Source organism: Pseudomonas sp. PVC-3-1 (assembly GCF_057444315.1).
In genome coordinates, this window is sequence record NZ_CM172023.1 from 3,727,714 (window position 1) to 3,750,689 (window position 22,976).

At 65.9% G+C, this 22,976-nt stretch carries 18 protein-coding genes; 12 read left to right on the top strand and 6 right to left on the bottom strand.

All coding sequences use genetic code 11. The features are described 5' to 3' along the window. Positions 1-21: 21 nt before the first annotated feature. Entirely contained in the window at positions 22-369 is a 348-nt protein-coding gene (locus AC2T4A_RS17430) for a metalloregulator ArsR/SmtB family transcription factor (protein WP_416749186.1), read from the bottom strand. Between the two features lie 208 nt (positions 370-577). Here AC2T4A_RS17430 and AC2T4A_RS17435 point away from each other — a divergent pair, with 208 nt between their 5' ends. Further along, the gene (locus AC2T4A_RS17435) at positions 578-1,195 is read left to right on the top strand and encodes a LysE family transporter (RefSeq protein WP_486741341.1); all 618 of its coding nucleotides are present in this window, start codon (positions 578-580) and stop codon (positions 1,193-1,195) included. A 141-nt stretch (positions 1,196-1,336) separates the two neighbouring features. Further along, positions 1,337-2,281: a Dyp-type peroxidase gene (locus AC2T4A_RS17440; RefSeq protein WP_478378788.1), complete on the top strand. Its 945-nt coding sequence runs from the start codon at positions 1,337-1,339 to the stop codon at positions 2,279-2,281. Positions 2,282-2,285: 4 nt separating this feature from the next. Here AC2T4A_RS17440 and AC2T4A_RS17445 read toward each other — a convergent pair whose 3' ends face one another. After that, entirely contained in the window at positions 2,286-3,191 is a 906-nt protein-coding gene (locus AC2T4A_RS17445) for a LysR family transcriptional regulator (RefSeq protein ID WP_486741342.1), read from the bottom strand. 176 nt (positions 3,192-3,367) lie between these two features. On the opposite strand from AC2T4A_RS17445, the gene AC2T4A_RS17450 reads away from it, so the two are divergent. Next, positions 3,368-4,117 (top strand): SDR family NAD(P)-dependent oxidoreductase, encoded by a 750-nt coding sequence (locus AC2T4A_RS17450; RefSeq protein ID WP_416749192.1) that lies wholly within the window; start codon positions 3,368-3,370, stop codon positions 4,115-4,117. A 115-nt stretch (positions 4,118-4,232) separates the two neighbouring features. Further along, on the top strand, positions 4,233-4,991 hold the full coding sequence (locus tag AC2T4A_RS17455) for a class I SAM-dependent methyltransferase (RefSeq protein WP_478378670.1): 759 nt from the start codon (positions 4,233-4,235) through the stop codon (positions 4,989-4,991). 12 nt (positions 4,992-5,003) lie between these two features. Here the strand turns inward: AC2T4A_RS17455 and AC2T4A_RS17460 are convergent, their stop codons facing one another. Further along, on the bottom strand, positions 5,004-5,702 hold the full coding sequence (locus tag AC2T4A_RS17460; RefSeq protein WP_478378671.1) for a phytanoyl-CoA dioxygenase family protein: 699 nt from the start codon (positions 5,700-5,702) through the stop codon (positions 5,004-5,006). Between the two features lie 186 nt (positions 5,703-5,888). Here AC2T4A_RS17460 and AC2T4A_RS17465 point away from each other — a divergent pair, with 186 nt between their 5' ends. Genes AC2T4A_RS17465 through AC2T4A_RS17485 form a run of 5 tightly spaced genes read left to right on the top strand, consistent with a single transcriptional unit; the run spans position 5,889 to position 11,879 of the window. Continuing rightward, positions 5,889-6,668: an efflux RND transporter periplasmic adaptor subunit gene (locus tag AC2T4A_RS17465; protein ID WP_478378672.1), complete on the top strand. Its 780-nt coding sequence runs from the start codon at positions 5,889-5,891 to the stop codon at positions 6,666-6,668. After that, complete coding sequence (locus tag AC2T4A_RS17470; RefSeq protein ID WP_486741343.1) at positions 6,665-7,984, top strand: efflux RND transporter periplasmic adaptor subunit; 1,320 nt, start codon at positions 6,665-6,667, stop codon at positions 7,982-7,984. Before AC2T4A_RS17465 ends, AC2T4A_RS17470 begins: the two co-directional genes overlap by 4 nt. Then, positions 7,981-10,077 carry a site-2 protease family protein gene (locus AC2T4A_RS17475; RefSeq protein WP_486741344.1) on the top strand — a complete coding sequence of 699 codons (2,097 nt, stop codon included), beginning with the start codon at positions 7,981-7,983 and terminating at the stop codon, positions 10,075-10,077. The genes AC2T4A_RS17470 and AC2T4A_RS17475 overlap by 4 nt, the downstream gene beginning before the upstream one ends. Before the next feature lie 33 nt (positions 10,078-10,110). Continuing rightward, positions 10,111-10,911, top strand: coding sequence for an aspartyl/asparaginyl beta-hydroxylase domain-containing protein (locus tag AC2T4A_RS17480; RefSeq protein WP_486741345.1), 801 nt, complete (start codon positions 10,111-10,113; stop codon positions 10,909-10,911). Further along, the gene (locus tag AC2T4A_RS17485; RefSeq protein ID WP_486741346.1) at positions 10,899-11,879 is read left to right on the top strand and encodes a sulfotransferase family protein; all 981 of its coding nucleotides are present in this window, start codon (positions 10,899-10,901) and stop codon (positions 11,877-11,879) included. The genes AC2T4A_RS17480 and AC2T4A_RS17485 overlap by 13 nt, the downstream gene beginning before the upstream one ends. On the opposite strand, the gene AC2T4A_RS17490 is transcribed toward AC2T4A_RS17485, so the two are convergent. Continuing rightward, positions 11,867-12,358, bottom strand: a complete 492-nt coding sequence (locus tag AC2T4A_RS17490) for a GNAT family N-acetyltransferase (protein ID WP_486741347.1) — start codon at positions 12,356-12,358, stop codon at positions 11,867-11,869. The genes AC2T4A_RS17485 and AC2T4A_RS17490 overlap by 13 nt on opposite strands. Before the next feature lie 100 nt (positions 12,359-12,458). Here AC2T4A_RS17490 and AC2T4A_RS17495 point away from each other — a divergent pair, with 100 nt between their 5' ends. Next, positions 12,459-12,761 (top strand): DUF6916 family protein, encoded by a 303-nt coding sequence (locus AC2T4A_RS17495; RefSeq protein WP_052969579.1) that lies wholly within the window; start codon positions 12,459-12,461, stop codon positions 12,759-12,761. Positions 12,762-12,784: 23 nt separating this feature from the next. Here AC2T4A_RS17495 and AC2T4A_RS17500 read toward each other — a convergent pair whose 3' ends face one another. After that, a complete protein-coding gene (locus AC2T4A_RS17500) occupies positions 12,785-13,357 on the bottom strand; it encodes a phage tail protein (protein WP_486741348.1) in 573 nt (190 codons plus the stop codon). Between the two features lie 18 nt (positions 13,358-13,375). Then, positions 13,376-13,963, bottom strand: coding sequence for a phage tail protein (locus AC2T4A_RS17505; protein ID WP_486741349.1), 588 nt, complete (start codon positions 13,961-13,963; stop codon positions 13,376-13,378). Positions 13,964-14,310: 347 nt separating this feature from the next. On the opposite strand from AC2T4A_RS17505, the gene AC2T4A_RS17510 reads away from it, so the two are divergent. Together AC2T4A_RS17510 and AC2T4A_RS17515 are read left to right on the top strand one after the other, a co-directional pair. After that, a complete protein-coding gene (locus AC2T4A_RS17510; protein ID WP_486741350.1) occupies positions 14,311-21,378 on the top strand; it encodes a DUF4347 domain-containing protein in 7,068 nt (2,355 codons plus the stop codon). 62 nt (positions 21,379-21,440) lie between these two features. Continuing rightward, entirely contained in the window at positions 21,441-22,928 is a 1,488-nt protein-coding gene (locus AC2T4A_RS17515; protein WP_486741351.1) for a TolC family protein, read from the top strand. Positions 22,929-22,976 lie beyond the last annotated feature (48 nt).

Sequence of the window (22,976 nt, forward strand, 5' to 3'; positions counted from 1 at the left end):
GGAGAACTCGTTCGGAATGGATCAGCAGCAGGCGGCGTCACGAACGGGGCGGCCGTCCATGTTCTGCAGGCGGAGGGTGTTGTCGGCCAGCCATTGCGCGTTGGCCTGCAGGGTGACCTGCAGCATCTCGTGTACCCAGGCCGGCAGCTCGGGATTGAGGCGGTAGTACACCCACTGGCCCTGGCGCCGGTCCAGCAGCAGGCCACTACTGCGCAACTGCGCCAGGTGGCGGCTGATCTTTGGCTGGCTGTCGTCCAGAGCGCACATCAGCTCGCAGACGCAGAGCTCGCCCAGGCTGGCGATGAGCAGGGTGGCGCGAGCGCGAGTCTCGTCGGCCAGGCCCTTGAAGACTTCAGGCGGAGTGATCATGGGGTCACCAAATATATGGAAAATCGAATATACGAATTTCCATATGTTCAGTGCAAGCTATTTGGACGTGGGCGTCTGCTTATGGCTGCGGATTCAGCCGATCGACGCAACGGCAATACGCTGCCGGACAGGGCGAAGAGAACTGCCTGCAAACAGCAGTGATAAACTGGCTTTCTTCGACCCACCGTGCCTGCCCAGGAGATTTTCCATGTTCGGAGTGACCGATTACGGTGCCTTCCTGATTGCCTTCGTGGTACTCCTGGCCATTCCCGGCCCTGGCAATTTTGCGCTGATCACGGCGACCGGCAAGGGTGGTGTGCGGGCCGGGCTGGCGGCCACGTGCGGGGTGATTCTGGGGGACCAGGTTCTGCTGTGGATGGCGGTGGCAGGGGTGGCGACGCTGCTCGCCACTTACCCGGCGGCGTTCCATGCCGTGCAGTGGCTGGGCGCGGCCTATCTGGCCTGGCTCGGGCTGCGCATGCTGATGAGCAAGCCGGGCGAGGCGCCGCGGCAGAGCCGCATGGACAACGGCCACTATCTGCGCCAGACCATGCTGATCACCTTGCTCAACCCCAAGGCCATCGTGTTCTACATGGCCTTCCTGCCGCTGTTCGTCGACCCGGTGAAACACCAGGGGCTGGTGACCTTCGCCTTCATGGCGGCGACCGTGGCGGTGGTGACCTTCCTCTACGGGCTGGTGGCCGTGCTGCTGACCCACAAGCTGGCCGAGCGCATGCGCGCCAATCCGCGCGTCGCCAATCTGCTGGAGCGCCTGGCTGGCGCCTGCCTGCTGGGCTTTGGCCTCAAGCTGGCGGCGATGCGTTAGGCGCGACGTGGCATCTGTTTTACCGAAGGGCCGGCTCGAATGACCGGCCCTTTGTTTTTCGCCGCCAGCGTTGTCACGCCGGTGAGCGAACTGCTTTGATAATCTCATCCTCCCCGATTCCGATGGCGGCGAATGGAAACCATGGTCAACGAATCCCCCGTACCCCAGGCAGTCGACAGCCCGATCACCCGCAGCGCGATCTTCCTGGTCGCGACACTGACGCCAGGCAAGGACTGGAGCCCGGTGCGCGCACTTTGCGAAGACGTGGCGGCGCTGGTGCGCTCGGTCGGCAAGCGCGTGCCGACGGGCAATCTGTCCTGTGTGCTGGGTTTTGGCTCGGCGGCTTGGGATGCGCTGTTCGGCGCTCCACGCCCGGCTTCCCTGCATGCCTTCCGGGAGATTGGCAGCGGCGAGCGGGTCGCGGTTTCCACGCCAGGCGATCTGCTGCTGCACATCCGCGCCGAACAGATGGACCTCTGCTTCGAACTGGCTTCGCAACTGGTCGCGCGCCTGGGCGATGCGATCACGGTAGTCGACGAGGTACAGGGTTTTCGCTACTTCGACATGCGCAGCATCATCGGCTTCGTCGACGGCACCGAGAACCCGGAAGGCCGCGAGGTCCCTCACTTCACCCTGATTGGCGACGAGGACGCGGACTTCGCCGGCGGCAGTTATGTGCTGGTGCAGAAGTACCTGCATGACATGACCGGCTGGAACCAGCTCTCCACCGAAGCCCAGGAACGCATCATCGGGCGTACCAAGCTGGCCGACATCGAGCTGGGGGACGACGTGAAACCGAGTTGTTCGCACAGTTCGCTGACCACCCTGGAGAAGGACGGCCAGGAAGTGAAGATCCTGCGCGATAACATGCCGTTCGGCCGGCCCGGTGCAGGGGAATTCGGTACCTACTTCATCGGCTATGCCCGCTCGCCGGCGCCGGTGGAGGAGATGCTGGAGAACATGTTCGTCGGCCGTCCGGCCGGCAACTACGACCGCCTGCTGGACTACAGCACGGCGGTGACCGGCAGCCTGTTCTTCGTGCCGTCGGCCGATCTGCTCGAGGCGTTGGCCGACAAGCAGCCCTGAGCGCTCAACCGGCGACCCGCGTCGGGAAGCATTCCACCAACCAGTCGATGAACACCCGCAGGCGGTGGGTGACATAGCGGTTGTGCGGATAGACGACGTGGAAAGGGTAGGGCGCGGGGCGCCAGTCCGCGAGGATCTCCACCAGGGTGCCGTCGCGCAGGGCTGCACCGGCGGCATAGGAAAAGGTCTGGATGATGCCCAGGCCGGCGACGCACGCGGCGAGGTGGGCGTTGCTTTCATTGACACCGATACGGTGCTCGAGCTTCAGCTCGCTGCATTGGCCGTCGCGCTCAAAGCGAAAAGGCACTGCCCGGCCATTCTGCGGTGACAGGTAGCTGACCAGTCGATGGCCATTGCGCAGCTCCTCCGGGTACGCGGGGACGCCGTTATGGCGCAGGTACTCGGCTGAGGCGCAGGTGACCATGGTTGCCTGGCCGATCCCGCGCGCCACCAGCGACGAGGCGTCCAGTGCTCCGCCACGGATCACGCAGTCGACATTGTCGCTGATCAGGTCCACCGAGCGGTCGGAGACGCCCAGGTCGATGCGGATATCCGGATAGCGCGCGAGGAAGTCCGGCAGCAGCGGCAGCAACACGTCGCGCGCGGTCGAGCCGCCGACATCGATACGCAGGTGGCCGCGTGGCTTGCTGCGGGCGATGTTGAAGGATGAATCGATGTCCTCCAGGTCGCGCAATACGCGGCTGGCCTTGGCGTAATAGTCCTGGCCTTCCGGCGTCACCGTGACGCGCCGCGTGGTGCGCTGCAGCAGCCGCACACCCAGGTGTGCTTCCAGCTCCTGTACCAGCTTGCTCAGGGTGGCGTTGGGCATGTCCAGCGAGTCGGCGGCGCGGGTGAAGTTGCCCGCTTCCACCACGCGGGCGAAGGCGCGGATGGCCTGGAGCTGATCCATGGGAACTCCTGTGACGGGATCGTTCGATTATCCATGTACGTGGATAGTCATTCCATTGTATGCGCTTTTTCGGTTAATCGACGAACCCTAGAGTAGCGCCATGCCTCACCGCAAAGCCGCGCCAGATGCCGGCCTGAGAGGCAGAACCCTCAACTCGGAAAGGTCAGGAGCTCATCATGAACAAGTCCCTCACTGGTAAAGTTGCACTGGTCACCGGCGGCAGCACCGGAATCGGCCTCGGCGCCGCACAGGAGCTCGCCGCGCAAGGCGCTCGCGTGTTCATCACCGGCCGCCGCCAGGCCGAACTGGACGCCGCCGTCGAAGCCATCGGCCCGGCTGCCACGGCCATCCGTGCCGACGCTTCGGTGCTTGCCGATCTCGACGCGGTGTACTCGCGGATCGCCGAGACCGCCGGCCGCCTGGACATCCTCTTCGCCAACGCCGGCGGCGGTGACATGCTGCCGTTGGGCGCGATTACCGAAGAACACTTCGACCGCATCTTCGGCACCAACGTGCGCGGCGTGCTGTTCACCGTGCAGAAGGCGCTGCCGCTGCTGACCGATGGCGCGTCGGTGATCCTGACCTCGTCCACCACCTCGATCCAGGGCACCGCCAACTTCAGCGTGTACAGCGCGAGCAAGGCTGCCGTGCGCAACTTCGCCCGTTCCTGGGCGCTGGACCTGAAGGACCGTGGCATCCGCGTCAACGTCGTCAGCCCCGGCCCCGTCCGCACGCCTGGTCTTGGTGACCTGGTGCCCGAGGAAGCACGCCAGGGCCTGTTCGATGCGCTGGCCAGCCAGGTGCCGCTGGGCCGCCTGGGCGAGCCGCGGGAGATTGGCAAGGCGGTGGCCTTCCTGGCCTCGGAGTCCGCCAGCTTCATCAATGGCATCGAGCTGTTCGTCGATGGCGGCATGGCGCAGGTCTGATCGCGCAAAGGGCCGGGCAAGCCGCAGGCCTTGCGCCGGCCTGCGGCGCTGGTCGGCGAGCCTGCTTGCCCGGTACATTCATGCCAGGCAACCGTCAGGACAGGAGCCGTCAGCCATGAATTCCCCCTCCACCGACCTGCGTAACTGGTTCGACCAAGGCGGCCAGGCTTATGCGCGCTTCCGCCCCGAGTACCCGGCGGAGCTCTCCGCCTACCTCGCCTCAATGGCGCCGGACCGCGCGCTTGCGGTCGACGTGGGTTGCGGTAGCGGACAACTGACCCGGCAACTGGCCGAGCATTTCAGCGCGGTCGTCGGCTTTGATCCCAGCGCGGACCAGATCGCCCATGCCGCCCTCCACGAACACTTGAACTACGCCTGCGCTCCGGCCGAGGACCTGCCGCTGCAAAGCCGCAGCGCCAGCCTGATCACCGCCGCTCAGGCCGCGCACTGGTTCGATCTGCCAAAGTTCTATGCCGAAGTCCGGCGGATCGCTGAACCCAACGCGATCCTGGCGCTGATCAGCTATGGCGTGCTGCGCCTGGAGGGCGCTTTGGGTGAGCGCTTCGAGACGTTCTACTGGCAGGAAATCGGCCCCTACTGGCCCGCCGAGCGCAAGCTGGTGGACAGCGGCTACGCGACCATTGATTTCCCTTTCGGCGAATTTCCGGGGCCGGAGATAGCCATTCGCCTGGAGTGGAACCTCGAGGAGTTCCTCGGTTACGTCTCCACCTGGTCGGCGGTGCGCAGCGCCCGCGAGGCCGGCCGCGAAGACCTGTTGCAGTCCTTCGCCACCGACATGGCTGCGCGCTGGGGCGACCCCGTTGCTCGGCATCGGGTCAGTTGGCCGATCAATATGCGGATTGGGCGGGTGTGAAGCCCCGCTCAGTCACCGGTGTGCGCGTTGCCCTGCAGCGCTTCGTTCGACGCCCGCTGGATCGAAGTGCTCGCTCGTGTCCATGCGGACATTGCGCAATTTCAGCGTCTCCAGATGCGCTGCGTAAAGGGGTTCGGCCCGGTAGCTGATCAGGATCGTGCGACGGCGCGCACCCGTGATGTTCTGGCTACCGGCATGCACGAGGTCGACGTCGAACACCAGGATGTCGCCGGCCTGGCCGCTCAGATGCACGGAACGGGACTCGTCGTTGAAGTCGAAGTTCGCCTCTGCAGCAGAGGGTCGATGGCTGCCGGGGATGATCCGGGTGGCGCCATTTTCCGCCGAGAAGTCATCGAGGAAGGCGAGGGCGCTGACCATGTCCCCCGGACGCCGGGCCGACAGATCGCGATGCAGTTGTTGATGACCACCGTCCGGCAAGGGCTCGCGCCCTTCGGCCTGGGCGAGGAAGAAGCGCTCGCCGATCAGCGTGCCCGCAGCCATCAGCATTGACGGCAGACGACATACCGCCTGGACGGCGGGCTCCAGGTCCATCTGCGCGTGGAGCCAGTCCATGCCGCGGGGCACGGGCCAGCGATCCGAAGGCACGACGTTGGCATCGAAAGCCGCGCGCAGCTCTTCCAGCATGGGGAACGGGATTGCCCGGCGCAGCAGCGCGTAACCATCGGTGTGGAATCGCTGGTGATCGAACATGCCTGCGTCCATATGCCTGTCGTCCTTGAAGTCTGTCGATGGGCCCAGCCTAGAGCGGTTGCCGCGTTGAACCAGGTTTTCGCTGGTGCTGACCGGCAGCCAAGCCTACGAAGGATTTCTGCTGCGGCCAATATCCGCCGCTTGCGGAGTACCGTAGACTCCGCCGATCTGCAGGGAGAGCTGACAATGCATAAAGGGATCTGGCTGGGTTTTGGGGTGTCACTGTGTGTGGCGGGAGCGGCCTATGCCGCAGACCCAGCTCAGGACGACCCACTGCTGTCGAGCTCGCCTTCCTCCAGTGGTTCGGGCGATGTTCGCGGCATCCTGCGGGCGCGCGACCAGGCGATGCTGTCCAGCGAACTGGCCGGGCGCATCCTGGAGATGCCCTTCACCGAGGGGCAATCCTTCCGCAAGGGCGATGTGCTGGTGCGCTTCGACTGCTCGGCCTATCAGGCCCAACTCAATGCCGCCCAGGCGGGCGCCAAAGCGGCCAGCGAGCAACTGGGGCACAACCGCCAACTGGCATCGCTCAACTCGGTGGGACGCTTCGAGGTCGCACTGGCCGAGGCCAAGCTCTCCGAAGCCCAGGCGCAAGCTCAGGTCTACAAGGTCCAGGTCGGCCGCTGTGCGGTGGTTGCGCCCTTTGACGGCCAAGTCGTGCAGCGCAAGGCGCAGCCCTTCGAGAGCGTTTCCGGTGGCGCACCGCTGCTGGAAATCGTCGATAACCGCAGCCTGGAAATCCGCCTGCTGGTGCCCTCGCGCTGGGTCGCAAGGCTGAAGGCGGGGCAGTCCTTTACCTTCGTTCCCGATGAAACTGGCGAGCCGCTGCAAGCCGAGGTGAAGCGCCTGGGGGCGCGGATCGACGAGGGCAGCCAGATGCTGCCGCTGATCGCCACGCTGCCGGCCCAGACCAAGGGCCTGCTGGCTGGTATGAGCGGGACGGCACGCTTCGCGGAGACGCCATGAACGCACCGCAGGTCGGCCTGGCCGAGCGGCTCTTCGCCCAGTTCCTCGAGCTGGAGCGGCAGGCGCGGGCCTGTCCGACGGTGGAGCAGCTGGCGTATCACATGGTCAACGACGCCCAGTCACTGTTCGGTTACCGCCATGCGGCGCTGCTGATCGCGGGCAAGGTCAGGGCGCTCACCGGCATCAGTGTGGTGGAACCCAACGCTCCCTTCGTGGCTTTCGTCGAGCAGGCTTGCGACCAGTTGCACCAGCTCGATGCGCTGGGCAAGGCGCAGCGCGTCGACTTCCAGCAGTTGGGTGCGCAGCAGCAGGCCGATTGGCAGGAACTCTCTGCCGGCGAGGTCTTCTGGTTGCCGCTGGCTGATCGTCAGGGCGCAGTCTTCGGTGGCCTCTGGTTGGCCCGCGAGCAGTCTTGGAGCGAGGCAGAGCAGGCATTGCTGGTGCAGCTCGGCGATGCCTATGCGCATGCCTGGACGGCCCTGCAGCCGCGCAAGCCCTGGCGGCTGCGCTGGCCGAAGAAGAAGCTGGCGGCGATTGCCGCAGCGCTCTGCCTGCTGCTGCTCGCGCCAGTGCGCCAGTCTGTGCTGGCGCCGGCCGAAGTGGTGCCGCTGGATGGCCAGGTGATTGCTGCCCCGCTGGACGGCGTGATCCAGCAGGTGCTGGTCAAACCCAACCAGGCAGTGAAGTCCGGCGAGCTGCTGGTGCGCTTCGACGCCACCACGCTGCAAGCGCAGGCTGACGTCGCGGAGCGCTCCCTCGGCGTGGCCGAAGCCGAACTCAAGGCCAACTCGCAACGCGCCTTCTCCGACGCCGAATCTGGCGCCAGGGTCGATCTGCTGGCTGCGCGAGTGGAGCAGAAACGCGCCGAGCGCGACTACGCCCGCGACCTGCTGGCGCGCGCCGAGGTGCGGGCGCCACGCGACGGCATTGCGGTATTCGCCGATGCCGAGCGCTGGACCGGCAAGCCGGTGCAGACCGGCGAGCGTTTGATGGAACTGGCGGACCCGCACCAGGCGGAGCTGCGCATTGACCTGGCGGTGGGTGACGCCATCGTCCTCGAACCTGGCTCGGAAGTCGTGCTGCTGCTCGATAGCGATCCGCTACGCCGCCATGACGCCCGCCTGCAGCGCGCGGCCTACGAGGCCCAGATCACTGCCGCCGGACAACTGGCGTATCGGCTGGACGCGGCGTTCAACGAGGCGCCCCCGCGCATCGGCCTGCGCGGCACCGCCAAGCTGTATGGCGATCGCGCCCCGCTGGCTTATTACCTGTTGCGCCGGCCGCTGGCGGCTGCGCGCCAGAGCCTGGGGCTGTGATGCTGCCGGCGCTGCGACCGGACCTGCAGCTGTCGCCAGCCGCCCCCGCGCTTGACGGTGCGCCGCAATGGACGCTGGCCGACCCGTTGCGCGGACGCTATTTCAAGCTCGGCGGCGCGGCGGTGCGGCTGTTGCGCCACTGGGCGCTGGGTGACCCGCAGCGGGTACTGGGGGCGGCCAATGGAGAAACCGGCGAAGCCCTGCGTGCGCAGGAGCTCGAAGAGTTCCTGCGCTTCCTGCGCGGACATGACCTGATCGCCGCCGTGGACGCCGAACAGCGCGCCAGCTACGGGCAGAAGGCGCAGCTGCAAAAGCGCAGCCTGTGGCAGAAGGTGCTGCACCAGTACCTGTTCTTCCGTATCCCGCTGTGGCGCCCGGATGCCTTCCTCAATCGCGCCTGGCCGGTTCTACAGCGCAACGGCGGGTGGACACTGGGCTGGGGCTTGCCGCTGGTGTTCGCCCTCGGGCTGTTCCTGGTAGCGCGGGACTGGCAGCGCTTCCTGGCGACCTTCCCGCATCTGTTCAGCCTGGGCGGGGCGCTGGCCTTCGGTGTGTCGCTGACCTTTGCCAAGCTCTGCCACGAGTTTGGCCATGCCTTCATGGCCAAACGGGCCGGTTGCCGGGTCCAGAGCATGGGCTTGGCGTTCATGGTGATGCTGCCGATGTTCTACACCGATGTCAGCGATGCCTGGCGCGTCAGCGACCGTCGCTCGCGGCTGCTGATCGGTGCCGGAGGCGTACTGGCCGAATTGGTGCTGGCGGTGCTCGCGCTGCTGGCCTGGTCGTTGCTGCCGGACGGCCCCCTGCGCACCTCGGCCTTCATGCTCGCCAGTGCCACCTGGATCACCACTGTGCTGGTGAACCTCAATCCGTTCATGCGCTTTGACGGCTACTTCCTGCTCACCGACCTGCTGGGCGTGGAGAACCTCCAGGCGCGGGCTTTCGCGCTGTGTCGCTGGCGTCTGCGTGAGGCGCTGTTCGGCTACGGCGAACCAATGCCCGAACCCTGGCCTGCGCCGCTGCGCCGGCGCCTGCTGTTCTGGGGGTATGGTTCCTGGATCTGGCGTGCGGTGCTGTTCTTCGGTATCGCCCTGGCGGTCTACCACTTGTTCTTCAAGCTGCTGGGCATCTTCCTGATGCTGGTGGAGCTGGTCTGGTTCATTGGTCTGCCGATCTGGCGCGAACTGCACGAATGGTGGCAGCGCCGCGAGCAGGCAGCGCCGCACAAGATTGTCTGGCTCGGCTTGGCGCTGCTGGCTCTATTGGCGCTGCTGGTATTGCCCTGGCGCAGTGCCGTGGAAGTGCCGGCGCAGCTGGAGGCCACTCGTGCCATGGCGCTGCATGCGCCGGTGGCTGCCCAGGTCGGGCGACTGCTGGTGCGTGATGGCCAGACGGTGGGGCAGGGCGCGTTGCTGCTGGAGCTGACCTCGCCGGACCTCGATGCCAGGCAACTTATCGTGCGCCGCGAGATTGACCTGCTGCAGTTGCAGTTGCGCCGTCAGGCTGGCCGCAGCGAGACGGCTGCCGATGTCGGCATTCTCGAACAACGGCTGGCGGAGTCGGTGGCCCAGTACCGGGGCCTGGCCGCCCAGCGCGAGCGCCTGCAATTGCGCGCGCCGCAGGCCGGGGTCATACGCGACCTGCTGCCTGATCTGAGCCCTGGCCGATGGCTGAAGCCCGCCGATGTGCTGGTGCGCGTGGTGGAGCCAGGCCTGCGCCTGCGCGGCTATCTGGCAGAGGCAGACCTGTGGCGGGTGCGGAGCGGAGCGCAAGGGCGCTTCATCGCCGACGACCCGGCTCGCCCGGCCGTGCCGGTGCAGCTGGATGAGGTGGATGCCAACGGCGCGGTCTTCGTCGAGCTGGAGGCGCTGAGCTCCGATCACCATGGCCCGATTGCCGTGCGCCGCGATGCCCAGCAGCGCGCCGAGCCGGTCCAGGCGCAGTACGGTGTGCGCCTGAGTCTGCGCGACGCCCCGTGGTACCTGGCGCAGCCGCAGCGTGGCATGGTCGTTCTGGAGGGCAGCGGGCAGTCGATCCTGGGGCTCGCCTGGCGGCGACTGGCCGCGTTGGGTGTGAGGGAAAGCGGATTCTGAGGCGGCGGCTTTTCTCGGAGCAGGGAGAGTTCCATGAGCGCGACATCGTTACCCCGCTGCGCCCGGCTTGGGCTGGATATCCCGTTGCAGCCGTTGCTCGACGCATTGGCTGCCGTGGACGCAGCGGCCTGGCAAGGGCATTTCAACAGCGACTTCTACGAAGGAGACTGGAGCGGCGTTGCGCTGATCACGCCTGACGACGCTCCGATGCCGTTGGCGCCGGGGCAGGGTGCACCGCTGGCCAGCGACCTGTTGCGGCGCAGCGCGGTCTGGCAGGCCGCACTGGGCGCCTTCCGCACGACGATCCGTAGCGCACGGCTGCTGCGCCTGGGCTGCGGCTCGCGGATTCACGAGCACTGCGATCCGGACCTGGGGCTGCCCGACAGTGACCTGCGCTTGCACCTGCCGCTGCTGAGCTCCGAAGGTGTCGAGTTCCTGGTCGACGGGCTGCAGGTGCCGATGCGTCCGGGAGAGTGCTGGTTTGTCGATCTCGCCCGCCCGCATCGGGTGGATAATCCTGGGCCCGGGGAGCGCATTCATCTGGTGCTCGACTGCCAGCGCAACGGCTGGCTGCTGACGCTGATCGAGCACGGGCTGGCAGAAACGCCGAGCTTGCGCCCCGGTCGGGCGGTCCTGGCGTTCGAGCAGTTCCGCATGCGGGTAGCGCAGGAGCCCGAGCTCGCGCAGGCGTTGCGCTCGATGACCGACAGCGCAGACTTCGTTGAGCAGGTGGTTGCTATGGGCCGCGCCCATGACCTGCATTTTTCCGCCAGTGAAGTTCGCGCCACGATGCGCCTGGCCCGCAGAGCCTGGAGTGACCAATGGCGAACCTGAGCCCCGCGCCGGACTTCAGTGGCTGGCGGCCAATTCGTGCCTGGTCTGACGCACGGGGCTGGCGCCTGGACTGGTGCTGGTTCGGCGAGCAGCGCCTGACCCGGCCATTCTTTCATGACGACGTGGAGCAGGCCTTGCGCCTGCCCTTCAACCTGGCGTTCCGCCGCGAGACCGGCCTGACGGAGCTGCTCGATTGGCAGCGCGCGAGCTCCGGCCTGGCGCCGAGCCTGCTGGTCTTCCACGCCTCGCGCTGCGGCTCGACGCTGCTGGCGCAGATGCTCGCCAGGCTCGACAGTCACCTGGTGCTGTCCGAGCCTGGTCCGCTGGATAGCCTGCTGCGCAGTCACTACCTCCACGAGTGGGAGGCGGGCCGGCAAGAGCAGGTCGTCATCGCGATGCTGTCGGCGCTGGCACAGAGCGCGGGGCCGCCGGCGCAGCACCTGGTGGTGAAACTCGATGCCTGGAATCTATTCGAGCTGCCGCTGATTCGCCGCTGCTTCCCCGATACGCCATGGATTTTCCTTTACCGCGATCCGCTGGAGATCGCCGCATCGCACCTGAGGATGCCGGGCATGCAGATGATTCCCGGACAGTTGAGCCCGTCGCCGCTGAACCTGGCCGATGAGCCGGTGGCGCCGCGGGAGGAATACATTGCTCGTCGCCTGGGGCGCTTGCTGGCGCTGGCGTTGGAGGCATGCCGGGAGCATGGGGGCCTGGCCGTGGCTTACGAGGAGTTGCCGCAGGTGTTGGCCGGGCGTCTGCGCGAGCGCTTGCGGCTGACCCATGAGCAGGTCGAGCAAGCCATGGCGGTCAGCCAGCGCAATGCCAAGCGTCCGGGCGAGGCTTTCGTGGCGGACTCCCAGGGCAAGCGCGACTCCGCTTCGGCGCTGCTGCGCGACTCTGTGGCGCGTTGGGCTGAGGCGCCTTACCGGGAGTTGGAGGCGTTGCGCAGGGGTCAGGCGGGTTGAGCGGGCTCGCGGCGCATCTGCCATTGCGCCTCATCCGGCACACCCGGCAGGCTCTCGAAGCCCAGGCGCCGGTACAGGCGCACTGCGGGATTGTGGCGCATCACCGCCAGCTCCAGCGGCTTGCCCTGGCGGTCGGCATGGGCGATGACCTCGAGCAGCAACTGCTCGCCCACACCGCGTCCGCGCTGGTGGGGTTCGAGACCGATTTCGACGATGCGCAGGCTGTCCTGGTGTTCGTCCAGGGTCAGCACGCCGATCGGCTCGCCGTCGAGCAGAATCACTTCGGTACGGGCTCCGGGATAGTCACTGGCGAAGATGCGCTGCTGCAGTTGCCACTGCTGATCGAGCAGGGCGGGGCAGGCTTCGACCATTGCCGCCTCCAGGCCTCGCAGTTGCGCGAACAGGCGCTTCAGCCAGGGTTCGTCGGCGCTGCCGGCGGCGCGGCGAAGCAGATTGGGGCGGGTCTTTATCTCGCTCATGGGCTGTTGTAGTTTCCTGGCTTGGTCTTTTCAGGTTCAGGTTCAGGTTTTCAGGCTTCGCAGGGCGCAGCCTGCCATTCAACGATCAGGGAGTGACCTCATGCTCATCGACCTCCAGGGCCTGACGGCTCAGGCATTCGGCTCCGAACTCGGCCAGGTGTTCACCGCTCACACCGTTCCCGACCCGGTCCAGCTGACCTTGCATAACGTCATCGAAGGGCGCGAGGTCGGCAATGGTTTCCGCACGCCCTTTACGCTGATCTTCACTACACCAATGAATGTACTGTTGCTGGAGGCCCAATATCGTCTGAGCAGCCCGAGCGGGCGCGACTACGAGTTGTATCTGGCTCCTCTGGCGGCGACGGTCGGCGGCCAGCGCCACTACCAGGCCCTGTTCAACTAGGGCCTGATAGCGGGCTGTCCGGATCAGTTGCGGCTGGGGAATACGCCGAAGGCGCAGATGCACTGGGTCAGCGCCAGATAGGGCTGCATGACGGGGGTAGGGAAGCTGCTGCCGGTATTCGCCAGTGCCACGCCAAGTTGCGCCTGCACCGGTATCCCTACCGTACCCGGCGCAGGACCGTAGATCTGCACCGTGATGGTGTCACGCCCGCTGGCGCCCACCGACTGCGCCAGCGTATCGCTGGTCGTCGCCTGGCTGGCGCTGGCCGCGCTGCCGGACTGCTGCAGCAGCACGGTTGCCTCGGCGGTGGCGCCGTGGGTGTGGTGCGGCAGGTTGGTTGGGAGCAGGGTGATCTGCTCCGTCCCGGCTACAGCGCCAAGCGGCAAGTTGGCGCTCTGGCCCATGGCAACGCGTCCACCCAGATTGGGCAGGCAGAAGTTGCTGATACCGTCGCCTCCGTAGACGGTGCCCAGCAGCGAGTAGAGTGCCTGGTTCTGGTCAATACGGATCTGCTGGCCATTGCAGGTCATCCAGTTTCTCGGTGCGAAATTGCCAGCAAACGGTGCGACGACGCCTATGTAGCTGTCGACATCCATGTGGTGCTCCTTGAGTCGTCAGTTGCGGGAAGGGAAGAGCCCGGCGACGCAGATGATGTAATTGATTGCCTGGAATGGCTGCACGATGGAGAACGGCTGGGAACCCCCGGTCGCCTGGACGTTGACCGTCGCTGAACTGGTCAGCGGCAGGTTCACCGAGCCCGGCGCCGGTGCGTAGATCTTCACGTCGACCGTATCGCGACCGTAGAGGCCATTGGCTGTCGCCAGCACCAAGGTATCGGTCGGCGCGGCCGAAGTGGCGGCTGCAGTGCTGGTCGGCAGCGAGGCGCTGATGGTGCTGGTGGCGGTGTGGGTGTGTATCGGCATCTGCGCGGTGGTCAGGGTGGTGTTCTCGGAGCCGCCCGTCGCGCCGAGGGGGTAGTTGGACGTCCCCGGCGACTGGCCCGCGCCGACGGGGACGCGGCCCTGCAGGTTGGGCAGGCCGAAGGTGTTCTGGCCGTTGCCGCCGTAGGTGGTACCCAGCAGTGAGAACAGGGCGCTGTTCTGCTGGATGGCGAGGATCTGCCCAGCGCAGAACATCCAGCCGCGCGGTGCGAAGTTCGGGGCCCAGCCGCTGATCGAGCCGAGATAAGACTGTTCACTCATGATCATTTCCCTAATTTGAGTTGTTATTGCTTCATCACGGAAGACGCGACCCGGCCACCAATCCCCTGGCGGGCGGGCCGCCTGGAAACATAGACGAAATCCGCCAGAGCGCAGGGCGATCAGTTGCCTGCCCATCCTTTGTTCGAAATACCCGGTGCCCCGGCAATCTGGCCATTGACGGCACATGGCCTTCAGGCATTATGGCGAGATCATTTCAATAACAATTTGCCAGCTTGCAGTCGCTGTACCGGAGCGGTACGGCTGTGCGCGTGTGCTCTCAGGGAGGAGGCCATATGTTCAGGCATTGGTTCAGGTCGTCGGCCGTTCGCAAGCATCAGTCCGGCGCCATGCGCTCCCCACTGGCGCTGAGTCTCGAAGCCAGGATGATGTTCGACGGCGCGGTCGCCGCGACCGTGGCGGATACCGCCGCCAGCCAGGGCGCGGATCATCCCGCCGGCAAGGACAGCACGCCCACCGATCAGCCTTCCCACGACAGCCTCGCCGCTGCTCCCTCCGCCTCCAGCGATCAACGCCATGAAGTGGTGTTCGTCGACAGCAAGGTCGCCAACTACCAGCAACTGGTCGCCAGCCTGAAGCCGGGCACCGAGGTAGTGGTGCTGGACGGCAACAAGGACGGCCTGCAGCAGATCGCCCAGTACCTCAATGGCCGCAGCGGCATCGACGCTATCCATGTCCTCAGTCACGGCGAAGAGGGCGAGGTGCACCTGGGCAATACCGTGCTCAGCGCCAACAACCTGGCCAGCAAGGCTGGCGAGCTGTCCGCCATTGGCGACAGCCTGGATGCCAACGGCGACATCCTCATCTATGGCTGCGATGTGGCCAAGGGCTCCGGCGAGGTGCTGTTGCAGCAACTCTCAGCGTTTACCCGCGCCGACGTGGCGGCCTCCACCGACCGCACCGGCGCCGCGGCGCTGGGCGGCAACTGGACGCTGGAGGCGCACACCGGCAGCATCGAGACGAGCCGACCCTGGGCCTCCGACAGCGGCCCCGACTATGCCGATCTGCTCGCGCTGCCCTCCGCCACGCAGAACCTGAGCGACACCTACTGGACCAACAACACCGGCGGCAACACGGTGGACGGCTTCACCCTCAGTGAGTCCACGGGGGCTACGCGCGCCAGTTCGCCGGACTCGATCTACTACAGCACGGGTGTCGTCCGGGACGGCAGCAACAACTACTACTACCAACTGACCTGGACCGCGGATAACGTCGACCTTGGCAGGTTCGACCTGGACGGCATGCAGGTCCAGAGTTTTGGTGGCACCTACCGGCTGGATTTCTCGGCAGTCTCCGGCGGGACCACGGTAACCCAGAGCTTCACCTTCAGTGGTGCTCAGCCCGCGCAGATCATCAATATCGACAGTGCGCTGTTCAATGACATCAGCGCTTTCACTGTGCGGGTCACCAACCTGAACGGCTCCACGTCGGTTGCCAACATAGACCTGCAACAGGTCATCCTGACGGACCTCAAGGGGCCCAATGCCGACCCGGTGCTGGGCGGGCTCAATGGCAAGACCGCCAGCTACATCGAGGGCAGCAGCGCCACGCTGATCGATGCCACGGGTGTGGCCACGGTGACCGACAGCGACTCGGCGAACTTCGATGGCGGCCAGTTGCGCGTGGCCATCTCCTCGGGCGGGCAATCGCTGGAGGATGTGCTGGGGATCCGCAGTCAAGGCACGGGCGCGGGCGAGATCGGCGTGTCCGGTGCCAACGTCACCTATGGCGGCGTGGTCATCGGCACTTACAGTGGTGGCAGCAACGGCACCAACCTGGTGGTCACCTTCAACACCGCGGCCACCGCCGCCGCCGGCCAGGCGCTGGTGCGCAACCTGACTTACCTGAACAACAACGGATTCGACCCGGGTACGACGACGCGCAACATCAGCGTGACCGTCACCGATGGCGATGGCGGCACCAGCGCGAGCGCCACCGTCGCGCTCAGCGTGGTGGCGGTGAACGACGCCCCCGTGCTGTCGCCGGCCAACAACCTGGTGAGCTACACCGAGAACGCCGCCAGCTCGATCCTGAGCCCTGGCCTGACGCTGGTGGACGATGGCAGCAGCTTCCAGAAGGCCACGGTCGTCATCACCGATGTGCGCAGTGGCGATGTGCTGACCTTTGTCGCCCAGAACGGCTTCTCCGCGGCCTACAACGGCGCGACTGGAACCCTGACCATCACAGGCACCGGCAACGCGGCGGCGCTGCAGGCCGCTCTGCGCTCGGTCGGTTTCTCGTCCAGCTCGGACGACCCGACCTTCGGCGGTAGCGATACCTCCCGGCAGATCAGCTTCATCGTCACCGATAGCGCTGGCGCTGACTCCAACATGGCCGTCGTCGACGTGGCAATCAACGCAGTCAACGACGCGCCGACCCTGTCCGGTGGTCCCTACACCTGGGTGGGGACCAACGAAGATACCAGCTCCCAGGCAGCCACGGTCGCCAGCCTGGTGGCCGGTATGAGCTACCTGGACAGCGACAGCAGCGCCGTCGGTATCGCGCTGACGGCCAGCAGCGGTAACGGTATCTGGCAATACTCCACTGATGGCTCCACCTGGACCTCGGTCGGCGCGGTGTCCAATAGCAGCGCGCTGCTGCTGTCGGGCAATACCCAGCTTCGCTATGTACCCGATGGCGCCAACGGTGAGACTGCCACACTGACTTTCCGCGCCTGGGACCAGAGCGCTGGCAGCGCCTCCGTCAATGGCATTCGCCACACTGCCGATACCAGCAGCAACGGTGGCTCCACGGCATTCTCGACGGGCACTGCGCAGGCAACGATCAGCGTCAGCAGCCTCAACGATGCGCCGCTGCTCAATCCGTCCAGCCCGGTGCTCAACGGGCTGACCGATAGTGATGTGGACAATGTCGGGCAGGCGGTTTCCAGCCTCATCAGCGGCCAGGTCAGCGATGTGGATTCCAGCGCGGTACAGGGCATTGCCATTACCGGCATGGACTCGGGCGTTGGCGGCACCTGGCAATACAGCGTGAACAACGGCGCCAGCTGGCAGGACATCGGTGCGATTTCCACGGCCTCGGCGCTATTGCTGCGCAGTAGCGACCGGGTGCGCTTTGTGCCCGACGGCGTCCACGGGACCAATGCCTCTTTCACCTTCCGCGCCTGGGACCAGAGCGGCACCACCGCCGGCATGCAGGGCACCAAGGCAAATGCCTCCAGCGCCGGCGGCAGCACGCCGTTCTCTACCAACAGCGACACCGCCTCCGTTACCGTTACGGCGATCAACGATGCGCCTAGCATGACCGGCAGTTCCGGCAGCGTTTCCTGGGTCGAAGGCAACAACGTGAGTTCGACGCCGGTGGTCATCGATTCCGGGATAACCATCACCGATGCCGACGGCCCCAATCTGACGCAGGCCACCGTGCGCCTGACCAACTTCTACGCGGGCCAGGATTCGCTGGCCTTCACCAACAACCCCGCCACCATGGGCAACATCACGGCCATCTTTGATGGCGGAACCGGCGTACTGACCCTGACCTCGGCGGGCAATCAGGCGACCCTTGCGCAATGGCAGGCGGCGCTGCGCGCGGTCACCTACAGCAACGGGTCGGACAGCCCGGCTGTCATGACCCGCACCGTCGAGTTCCAGGTCACCGATGGCGGCGGCCTGAGTTCGTCCTCCGTGAGCCGCAGCATCACCATCACCGCAGTCGACGCTTCGCCGATCATCACGGCGCCGGCGAGCGCCATGATGGTCGAAGACGTCGCCTCGGTGCTCAACCAGATAAGCTTCAGCGATGTCGATTCCACCAGCGGCACCGTGACCCTGAGCGTCACTTCCGGCAGCTTGAGCGCCATCAGTGGCAGCGGCGTCACCGTGGGCGGCACTTCCACAGCGCTGACCCTGACCGGCAGTCTGATGAACATCAACAGTTTCATCGCCAGCAACGGGCTGACCTACACCACGGCGGCCAACTCCACGTTCAACGTGACGATGACCATCAACGTCGATACCGGCAGCGTCACCACCAGCACCACCAACATGCTTCTCGCTGTCACGCCGGTGAACGATGCGCCGGTCGTCACCGTGCCGGGCGCGATCACGGTGACGGAGGACGTGCCGAGCAGCGTGACCGGCATCAGTTTCAGTGACGTCGATGCGGGCAGCGGTCTCGTAAGCGCGACCTTCTCGGTTCCTTCCGGAACGTTCTTGGCGCTGAGTGGCAGCGGCGTCAGCGTGCTCAACTCGGGCACCGGTGTGATCGTGCTGACGGGCACGCTGAGCAACCTCAACGTCTTCGTGGCCGCTGGCAATCTGCACTTCCTGACTGCTCCCAACTCCACCAACGGCGTATCCCTGACGGTCACGATCAACGACAACGGCAGTACCGGTGGCGCTGCGCAGACCGACACCAAGATCACGACGCTCAACGTCACACCAGTCAATGATGCACCGGTCAACATCCTGCCGGGCACCCAGACCGTGCAGGGCAATGGATCGCTGGTGTTCAGCACAGGCCAGGGTAACGCCATCTCGATCAGCGACGTGGATGTCGGTGGCGGGGTGATGCAGGTGACCCTCACGGCCGTGAACGGAACGATCTCGCTGGGCGGCACCACTGGTTTGTCATTCCTGGTGGGTACCGGCAACGGTGACGGCACCATGACCTTCAACGGCAACCTGGCCAGCATCAACGCGGCACTCAATGGCCTGACGTTCCAGCCAACCCCCGGCTACCTCGGCAGTGCCTCGCTGCAGATCACCAGCAACGACATGGGGATGACGGGCACCGGAGGAGCCAAGAGCGACACCGACACGATCCAGATTTCGGTCGAGCAACCCAACCCGAAGATCGTCTCCGTCGACAGCAGCTCGCCCGATGGCACCTACAAGGTTGGCGACCAGATTCTGGTTCAGGTCCAGTTCGACCAGAGCGTCCACGTCAATCTCGTCGGCGGCACACCCAGTCTGTTGCTGGAAACCGGCCTGATCGATCGCGCGGCGGTCTACCAGTCCGGATCGGGCACCAACACCCTGACGTTCCTGTACACCGTACAGGCGGGCGACGTCAGCGCCGACCTGGACTTCCAGAACACGACCGCGCTGCAGCTCAACGGCTCAGCGCTGGCCAACGCCAGCAGCGACCCGGCTATCCTGACTCTTCCGACCGTCGGCGGCGCGGACTCGCTCGGTGGCCGCAGCAATATCGTGGTCGATGGCGTGGCGCCGGTGGTGAGTAGTGTGAGCGTGCCCGCCAACGGTACCTACGTGGCGGGGCAGACCCTCGACTTCACCGTCAATTTCAGTGAGAACGTCACGGTCGACGCCACCGGCGGAATACCGCGCATCGCGGTGACCCTGGACACTGGCGGCACTGCTTTCGCCCAGTACCTGAGCGGCAGTGGCGGCAGCGCCCTGGTGTTCCGCCTGGTGGTGGCGAGCGGTCAACTGGACGCCAACGGAATCACCCTGGGCTCGTCCATCCAGGCGAATGGCGGCTCCCTGCGTGATGCGGCCGGCAACAACATCATTACCGGCCTCAACAACGTGGCGAGCACCAGTGGCGTACTGGTCGATGCCAGGGTGCCCACGGTCAGCAGCGTCAGCGTACCGGCCGGCGTTGCCTATAACGCTGGCGATACCTTGACCTTCGTGGTCAACGCCAGCGAGGCAGTTGTGGTCAACGGCGTCCCGCGCCTGGCCCTGGATATCGGCGGCCACACGGCGTTCGCCAACTACGTCGCCGGTTCCGGCACCTCGACGCTGGTGTTCCAGTACACCGTCCAGGCCGGCGACAACGACGCCGATGGCATCAGCATCGGTGCCCTCAGCGCCAACGGTGCCACGCTGCGCGATGGCGCCGGCAACGACATGAATCTGACGCTCAACAATGTTGGCGGCACCAGTGCCGTCATCGTCGACACCGTCGCACCGACCCCCAGCGCCATCGTCACCCTCGACCCGTCGCCGACCAACGCCGGCAGCGTGCGCTATACCGTGACCTTCAACGAAAACGTCAGCGGCGTCGACCTGAGCGACTTCACCCTGGTGGGCACCGGCACCGCCGCGGGTAGCCTGAGCGGTCTGCAGCAGATCGACGCGCACACCTACCAGATTACCGTCAGCGGCGTGTCCGGCACCGGCACCCTGGGGCTGAATCTCAACGGCAGCGCCACCGGTATCGTCGACGCGGCGGGCAACGCTCTCAGCGGCGGCCTGACCGGCGCGGTTTACAGCGTCGACCGGGATGCGCCAACCGTTACCGCAGTCAGCGTGCCTTCGGGTGGCCTCAACAACGCGGGCGATACACTCGACTTCGTGGTGCAGACCAGCGAGGCCGTGCTGGTGGACGGTTCGCCGAAACTGGCGATCGACATGGGCGGACGTACCGTCTACGCCGACTACGTCAGCGGCTCGGGCAGCAACAGCCTGGTGTTCCGCTACACCGTCCAGGCCGGCGATAACGACGCGGACGGCATCCAGGTCACTGGGCTTTCCACCAATGGCGGCTCCCTGCGCGACGCCACCGGCAATGCCCTGAACCCGTCCCTGAATGGCCTCGGCGATAGTCGCGACGTGCTGGTGGACACCCGCGCGCCGACTGCAACCGGAGTCGTGCGTCTGGACCCGTCGCCCACCGGCGCAAGCACGGTGAACTTCCTGGTGACCTTCGACGAGGACGTCAGCGGCGTCGATGCCAGCGACTTCTCCCTGGTGACCAGCAACTCCGCCAGCGGCAGCATTCTCTCCGTCGTGCAACTGGATGCGCGGATCTACCAAGTAACCGTCGGCAACGTGAGCGGGCAGGGCAGCCTGGGCCTGGCGGTCAACGCCGGTGGCATCAGTGACGCAGCGGGCAACGCGCTGGCCAACGCACTGCGTGGCGACAGCTATGTGATCGGATCTCTGTCCGATGGCGACCCGGAGTTCCGTATCACGACGCCGAGCGTACCGCCGGTCTCGTCGCAGGTTTCCTTGCAGCCCAATGTGCCGGTGGTCGTCACGCCGCAGGGCACCTCGCCGGTGCTGCCGCCGTCGCTGTTCCCGAGCGAAGGAGCGGGCGGCCTGCCGCCGCTGGGCAATATCTTCATCCAGAACGGCGCGCCGTCGCAGAGCTTCATCGCCCAGGTGTTCGGCGATTCGGCCTTCGGTGACGGCAGTGGCCGCGGCTTCCTCGGCTTCGGCGGCGGTGATGGCGGGGTGTTCGGCAGCAGCACGCTGTCGAGCGTTTTCAGCCGTGACGGCTTCGATCAGAGCCAGCCGTTGAAAGCCTTCGATCGCCGCAGCGGTGATATCGACCAGGGCATCCGCGGCATCTTCGGCGCGCCGAGCCTGGCGCAGCAGCTGCAGCAGATCCACGAATCAGAACAACAACCCGTGCGTGAGCTGGCCTGGGCGCTGGGGCAAGTTGCCCAGGGCCGCGACGCATCCTGATCAGCACATTACCAAGTAGAACAAACACAAGAACGAAGCCGTAACGAGGGGGACGGCCAGGGATGAAAAAACACACGACCTTGCTAGGGATCAGCTTGTTGGCGCTTGCCGTGTCCGGCTGCGCTGTTACCACGCAACCCATCGACCGCAGTGTCAGCGAGCAACGCGCCCGCGACGACCTGCAGTCGATGTTTAAGGATCAGGAACCGCTCAGTGGCCCGCTGACCCTGCACGAGGCCATGGCCCGCGCCGTGAAGTACAACCTCGAGTCGCGCCTGAAGGTGATGGAGGAGGCGCTGTCACGCCGCCAGCTCGATCTTGCCACCTTCGACATGCTGCCGCGCATGGCGCTCGAGGCGGGTTACGCCGGGCGTAACAACCAGAGCGCCTCCAGCAGCCAGAGCGTGCTGACCAACACCCAGTCGCTGGAACCTTCCACCTCGCAGGACCGTGACCGCGACGTCGCCGACCTGACCATGGTGTGGAACGTGCTGGACTTCGGTGTCAGCTACGTCAGCGCCAAACAGCAGGCAGACCAGCGTCTGATCGTCCAGGAACGTCGGCGCAAGGTGGTGCAGACCATCATCCAGGACGTGCGCTCGGCTTACTGGCGCGCGGTCGCCGCGCAACGCCTTCTCGACCGCATCGACTCCCTGATGGCGCGGGTCGACGGCGCGCGCAAGGACAGCCAGCAGATGAGCCAGCAGCGCATCGGCGACCCGGTCCAGGCACTGGGCTACCAGCGTGCTCTGATCGAGGCCAGCCGCCAGCTGGAAGAACAGCGCCGCGCGCTGTCGCTGGCCAAGACCGAACTGGCCACGCTGATCAACCTGCCGCTGGGCACTGAGCTGACCCTGGCCGCGCCGGAGGGTTACGACGTGCCGGAGCTGAAGGTGGGTATCGAGCAACTGGAGCAGCAGGCCCTGGCCTCCCGCCCGGAACTGCGCGAGCAGGACTACCAGGCGCGTATCAGTGCCGCGGAAACCCGCAAGGCCATGCTGCGCCTGCTGCCGGGCCTGGAATTCTCCGCCGGCGGGCATTACGACTCCAACAGCTTCCTGGTCAACAACCGCTGGGCCGACTACGGCGTGAAGGTCACCTGGAACCTGTTCAACGTCCTTTCCGCACCGGCGGCCATCGACGTGGCCAAGGCTGGCGAGAACGTCAACGTGGCGCGTCGCCAGGCCATGTCGATGGCAGTCCTGGCGCAGCTCTATGTGGCCAACGCCAACTACAACGAGGCGCGCCGCCAGTTCGTCACCACCCAGGAACTGGCCAGCCTGGACAGCCAGATCGTGGGACAGCTGCGCAACCGTCATCAGGCGCAGGGCATCGGGGAGCTGGACCTGATCCAGGGTGAACTCAATGCCCTGCAGGCTGACCTGCGCCGCGACCTGGCCTATGCCGAACTGCGCAACAGCTACGGCCAGGTGTTCGCCTCGGCCGGCGTCGACCCGCTGCCCAGCAATGCTCCGGACACGAAGCTGAGCACGCTGGCCAATGGTCTGGCTGAGAAGGAACGCCAGCTCGACAGCGGTAACGTGCAGTAGCCGCCGGTGCACCAGTGCCGGAGCGGCACTGGCGCACCCTTCGAGTGA